Source organism: Micromonospora foliorum (genome assembly GCF_022229015.1).
Classification (GTDB): Bacteria; Actinomycetota; Actinomycetes; order Mycobacteriales; family Micromonosporaceae; genus Micromonospora; species Micromonospora foliorum.
Map to the genome: position 1 here is coordinate 1 of NZ_JAKKFF010000484.1, position 4,869 is coordinate 4,869.

At 74.4% G+C, this 4,869-nt stretch carries 5 protein-coding genes and 1 pseudogene; 5 read left to right on the forward strand and 1 reads right to left on the reverse strand.

What is annotated here, in order from left to right; all coding sequences use genetic code 11:
- Positions 1-437: 437 nt before the first annotated feature.
- Positions 438-1,101, forward strand: a pseudogene (locus PSH25_RS34245) (hypothetical protein); the annotation flags it as partial.
- Positions 1,102-1,522: 421 nt separating this feature from the next.
- Positions 1,523-2,554: an HAD-IIA family hydrolase gene (locus tag PSH25_RS28545; protein ID WP_238661981.1), complete on the forward strand. Its 1,032-nt coding sequence runs from the start codon at positions 1,523-1,525 to the stop codon at positions 2,552-2,554.
- 12 nt (positions 2,555-2,566) lie between these two features.
- Here PSH25_RS28545 and PSH25_RS28550 read toward each other — a convergent pair whose 3' ends face one another.
- Positions 2,567-2,905, reverse strand: a complete 339-nt coding sequence (locus PSH25_RS28550; RefSeq protein WP_238661982.1) for an SCP2 sterol-binding domain-containing protein — start codon at positions 2,903-2,905, stop codon at positions 2,567-2,569.
- A gap of 111 nt (positions 2,906-3,016) precedes the next feature.
- Here PSH25_RS28550 and PSH25_RS28555 point away from each other — a divergent pair, with 111 nt between their 5' ends.
- The 3 genes from PSH25_RS28555 (at position 3,017) to PSH25_RS28565 (ending at position 4,813) form a co-directional block, all read left to right on the forward strand.
- A complete protein-coding gene (locus tag PSH25_RS28555) occupies positions 3,017-3,604 on the forward strand; it encodes a phasin family protein (RefSeq protein ID WP_238661983.1) in 588 nt (195 codons plus the stop codon).
- A gap of 125 nt (positions 3,605-3,729) precedes the next feature.
- Positions 3,730-3,912 (forward strand): hypothetical protein, encoded by a 183-nt coding sequence (locus PSH25_RS34250; protein WP_372492867.1) that lies wholly within the window; start codon positions 3,730-3,732, stop codon positions 3,910-3,912.
- A 40-nt stretch (positions 3,913-3,952) separates the two neighbouring features.
- A complete protein-coding gene (locus tag PSH25_RS28565; protein WP_238661985.1) occupies positions 3,953-4,813 on the forward strand; it encodes a TlyA family RNA methyltransferase in 861 nt (286 codons plus the stop codon).
- Positions 4,814-4,869: the final 56 nt, after the last annotated feature.

The following is a 4,869-nucleotide window of genomic DNA, read 5'->3' on the forward strand; positions in this document are numbered from 1 at the left end:
GTGGTTTCCGGGGCGGCGACCGCCGTGAGGGTGGCTTCCGTGGCGGCGACCGGGACGGTTCGCGTTCCGGCGCTCCCCGTGAGGGCGGTTTCCGTGGCGGCGACCGGGACGGTTCGCGTTCCGGCGCTCCCCGTGAGGGTGGCTTCCGGGGTGGTGACCGGGACGGTTCGCGTTCCAGCGCCCCGCGTGAAGGTGGCTTCCGGGGTGGCGACCGTGAGGGCGGCTACCGGGGCGGAGAGCGTACCGGGGGTTCCCGGGCCGACGAGCGGCCGCGTCGCGAGGGGGAGTTCCGTCGCGATGACCGCGCGGGTGGCTCCGAGTCGTTCGAGGGCGGGCGTAGTTCGGCCCCGGCGCTGCCGGACGACATCGTCGCGACCGACCTCGACAAGGACGTCCGCGCTGAGCTGCTCTCGCTGAACAAGCCGGTCGCCGAGACGGTGGCCCGGCACCTGGTCGCGACCGGACAGCTGATCGACGAGGATCCGGCCGAGGCGTTGGCGCACGCGCTGGCCGCCCGCCGGCTCGCGTCGCGTATCTCGGCTGTCCGTGAGGCGGTCGGCCTGGCCGCGTACCACGCGGGGGAGTGGCAGTCGGCTATCGCCGAGCTGCGCACGTACCACCGGATGAGTGGGTTGCAGAGCCACCTGGCCGTGCTCGCGGACTGCGAGCGGGCTCTCGGCCGGCCGGAGCGGGCCATCGACCTGTTCCGTGGCGCGGACCGGGAGAAGCTGGACCAGGCCGTGGCGATCGAGCTGCTGATCGTCGCCGCCGGAGCGCGGGGCGACCTCGGGCAGAAGGACGCCGCGGTCGCGATGCTCCAGGTCCCGGACCTCACCAGCGAGGCCACCGTGCCGTGGACGGCCCGGCTGCGGTACGCGTACGCCGACGCGCTGCTCGCGGTTGGCCGGCGTGAGGAGGCCCGCGAATGGTTCTCCCGCGCCGCCGACGTGGACACCGAGGGCGAGACCGACGCCGCCGAGCGGCTGCTCGAACTCGACGGTGTGGTCATCGAGGGTGACGACGAGGACGAGGCCGAGGAGATCGCCGCAGGCCCGGGCGCTCCCGGCGCGGTGCCGGCCCGACCCGACGCCGATCTCGTCGGCGACGAGAACGACGACGCAGACGAGAACGACGACGACGACGACGAAGACGACGACGAAGACGACGACGACGAAGACGACGACGACGAAGACGACGACGACGACGAAGACGACGACGACGAAGACGACGACGACGACGAAGACGACGACGACGACGACGACGACGAAGACGACGACGACGACGACGACGACGAAGACGACGACGACGACGAGGAGGACGCCGCTGTCGGCCGTCCCGCCGACGACGAAGGCTTCGACGACGAGGACGAGGACCGTCACGCCAGCGAGAGCGGCAACGCCGACGCGGACACCGCTGGCGACAGCGGCGTGACGTCCGCCGACGCGGCGGACAGCGACGCGGCGGACAGCGACGCGAACGCCGACGTGCCGGCCCGGGACGACGAGTCGGGTTCGACGCAGCGGTGAGCGCGGGCGTGGGGGAGCGGCTGGTCGACGGGTACACCCTGGTCGTCTTCGATCTGGACGGCGTGATCTACCTGATCGACCGGCCGATCCCCGGCGCCGTCGAGGCGGTGGCCCGGCTGCACGCCGAGGGACGGTCGGTGGCGTACGCCACCAACAACGCGTCCCGCCGGTCCAGTGAGGTCGCCGACCTGCTGACCGGGATGGGCGTGCCGGCCCGGCCGGAGGAGGTTCTCACCTCCGCCGCCGCCTCGGCCGAGTTGCTGCGCGACCGGCTGCCCGCTGGCGCGTCGGTGCTGGTGGTCGGCGCGGAGGCGCTGCGCGCGGAGCTGCGCGCGGTCGGTCTGACCCCGGTCACCCAGGCCGACGAGAAGCCGGCGGCGGTGGTGCAGGGGTACGGCCCGCAGGTCGGCTGGGCCGAGCTGGCCGAGGCGTCGATCGCGGTGCGGGCGGGTGCGATCTGGATCGCCACCAACACCGATCGGACCCTGCCCAGTGGGCGGGGCCCACTGCCCGGCAACGGTTCGCTGGTCGCCGTGCTGCGTACGGCACTGGAGCGCGACCCCGACGTGGTGGTCGGCAAGCCGGAGCCGGCGCTGTTCGAGACCGCCGCCCGGCGCAGTGGCGGTGGGCGGAGCCTGGTGGTGGGTGACCGGCTGGACACCGACATCGAGGGCGCTCGCCGGGCAGGGCTGGACAGCCTGCTCGTGCTCACCGGTGTCAGCGGCGTACCGGAGCTTCTGGCCGCCGAGCCGCAGCGCCGTCCCACGCACGTCGCGAGGGACCTGGCGGGGCTGTTCGACCCGGCTGCCGCCGTGCGGGTTCCGGGCCCGGCGGACGCCGGCGGCTGGTCCGTGACCGACCGGGACGGCACGCTGGAGCTGGCCGGGACCGGTCGGCCGCTGGACGCCCTGGCCGCGCTCTGCGCGGTGGCCTGGTCGGCGCCGGTGCCGGCGCTGCCGAAGATCCGCCCGGTGGGCCCGGACGCGGCCCACGCGGTGGAGAGTTTCGGTCTGATCGCGGCGGCCTGAGCCGGGCGGTCGTCAGAGCAGCTTGCGCAACTTGAGCAGGTCGAACGGGTTGGCCTTGATCGACACCCGGCGGGAGGTCACCGCGCTGGTGACGTCCAGGTCGCCTCGGACCAGGGCGAGCAGGTCGTCGCTGGACGTGCTCAGCGCGATCTTGGCCTTGGGGTCGTCGCCGTCGGTCAGCTCGACCAGTCGACCGCCGGTGATCCGGCCGTGGAACGCGGTGTTCAGGTCGGTGATCCGGCAGGCCAGCGTCCGGTCCAGGTCGATCCGTTCGCGGACCGTCTCGGCGTTGCGATCCAATCGTGCGGCCAGCTCCTGCAACGCCTGCCGGCACTCGTCCACGCTGGCCACATCTCCCCCTCGCTGATCGCCACGCCGTCCTCGGCACCGTACCGCACGGGTCGGTCGGGGGTGCCCGGTAGCGTGACACCTGCACACCCCGCCCCATGGAAGGACTCAGGCATGCAGGACGCGTGGCGCGCCTACCTCGAGCTGGCCATGGGCCTTGCGGAGGCGCCCCGGAAGAAGGCCCAGGACGTGGCACGTCGCCTCGTCGGCTCCGGCGGCGCGACCGCCGCCCAACTCCAGGCCCTCGGCGAGGAACTGGTCACCACCGGCGCCGCCAACCGGGAGGCACTGACCAAGCTGGTGCGTTTCGAGGTCGACCGTGCCCTCGGCGCGGTCGGTCTGGCGACCGCCGACGAGGTGGCCGAGCTGACCCGGCGGGTGCACGACCTGGAACGGCAGCTACGGGAGGCGCGGTCCGCCGAGCCGGCCGACGCGTCGACCGCCGGTCCCACGCCGCAACCCGACCCGACCGTCGCCGCGCGGCCCGGCGCCGGGCTCGTGCCGTCCGACGGCTCGGCCGGTGCCCCGGTCTCCGCGCCGGTGGCGAAGAAGGCCGTGGCGAAGAAGGCGGTCGCCAAGAAGGCCATCGCCAAGAAGCCGCCGGCGACGATCAGCCGCACCACCGACGAGGACGTCCCGACGCCGGCCGTGATGCCCGCCAAGAAGGCGGTCGGCAAGCAGCGGCCGGACGACGCCGAATGACCCGGCCCGGTCCACCGCCCGGCGGGTCCTTTCCGGCCCGGCCCGGTCCGCCGGCCGGTGGTTCGTTTCCGGCCCGGCCCTCGCCGCCGGCCGGCGGCTCCTTTCCGGCCCGGCCGGGTCCTCCGGTGGGTGCCCGCCCCGGGCCGCCGCCGGACCTCGGGGACGACGAGCCACGGCATCCGGCGGTGGACGCCGCCGTGCGGTCCCTCGTCAACGCGGCGACGCTCGCTCCGGCCGACCAGATCGCCCAGTACGAGGCGGCCTACGAGACGCTGCGAGAAACCCTCGCCACCATCGACCAGACCTGAGCGGGACGACCAGGCCTGAGCAGACCGGAGAACCACATCCATGGCACGTCGTAACCGGCTGGACGCCGAACTCGTCCGCCGCGGTCTGGCCCGCTCCCGTGAGCAGGCCGCCGCGTTGGTGGAGGCCGGCCGGGTCCAACTGCGGGGCGTGGTCGCCCGCAAGGCGGCCGCGATGGTCGACCCCGCCGACCCGCTCCTGGTCACCGGTGCGGACCCGGCCGAGGAGTACGTCTCCCGGGGCGGGCACAAGCTCGCCGGCGCGCTGGCCGCGTTCGCCCCCGGGGGGCTGCGCGTCGCCGGGCGGCGCTGCCTGGACGCGGGGGCGTCGACCGGTGGGTTCACCGACGTGCTGCTGCGCGCCGACGCGGCCGAGGTGGTGGCCGTGGACGTCGGCTACGGGCAACTCGCCTGGCCGCTGCGCACGAACGAGCGGGTCCGCGTCCTGGAGCGCACGAATGTCCGTACCCTCGATGCCGACGCGATCGGTGGCCCGGTCGACCTCACGGTGGCCGACCTGTCGTTCATCTCGCTGCGGCTGGTGCTGCCGGCGCTGGCCGGCTGCACCCGCGACGACGGCGACCTGGCGTTGATGGTCAAGCCGCAGTTCGAGGTCGGCAAGGACCGGGTCGGCGCCGGCGGTGTGGTCCGTGATCCGGAGTTGCGCGCCGAAGCGGTGCTGGACGTGGCCGCGACGGCCGCGCGGCTCGGCCTCGGGCTGGCCGACGTGGCGGCCAGCCCGCTGCCCGGGCCGAGCGGCAACGTGGAGTTCTTCGTATGGTTGCGCCGGGGCGCACCAGCGGCCGACCCACAGCGGGTGCGGGCCGTGGTGGCGGCCGGGCCGGACGGCTCGACGACGGCCGGCGACGTGCCGGACGTGGCGGCGGAGGAGGTCGCAGGGTGAACACGCGCAGCGAGGACGTCACAACGGGCCGCGCGGTGACACGCGGTCGCGGCGAG

Excerpts from the sequence above, each read along its gene's own strand:
- PSH25_RS28555 (WP_238661983.1), top strand. The coding sequence starts at position 3,017 with ATGCAGGACGCGTGGCGCGCCTACCTCGAGCTGGCCATGGGCCTTGCG.
- PSH25_RS28565 (WP_238661985.1), top strand. The coding sequence starts at position 3,953 with ATGGCACGTCGTAACCGGCTGGACGCCGAACTCGTCCGCCGCGGTCTG.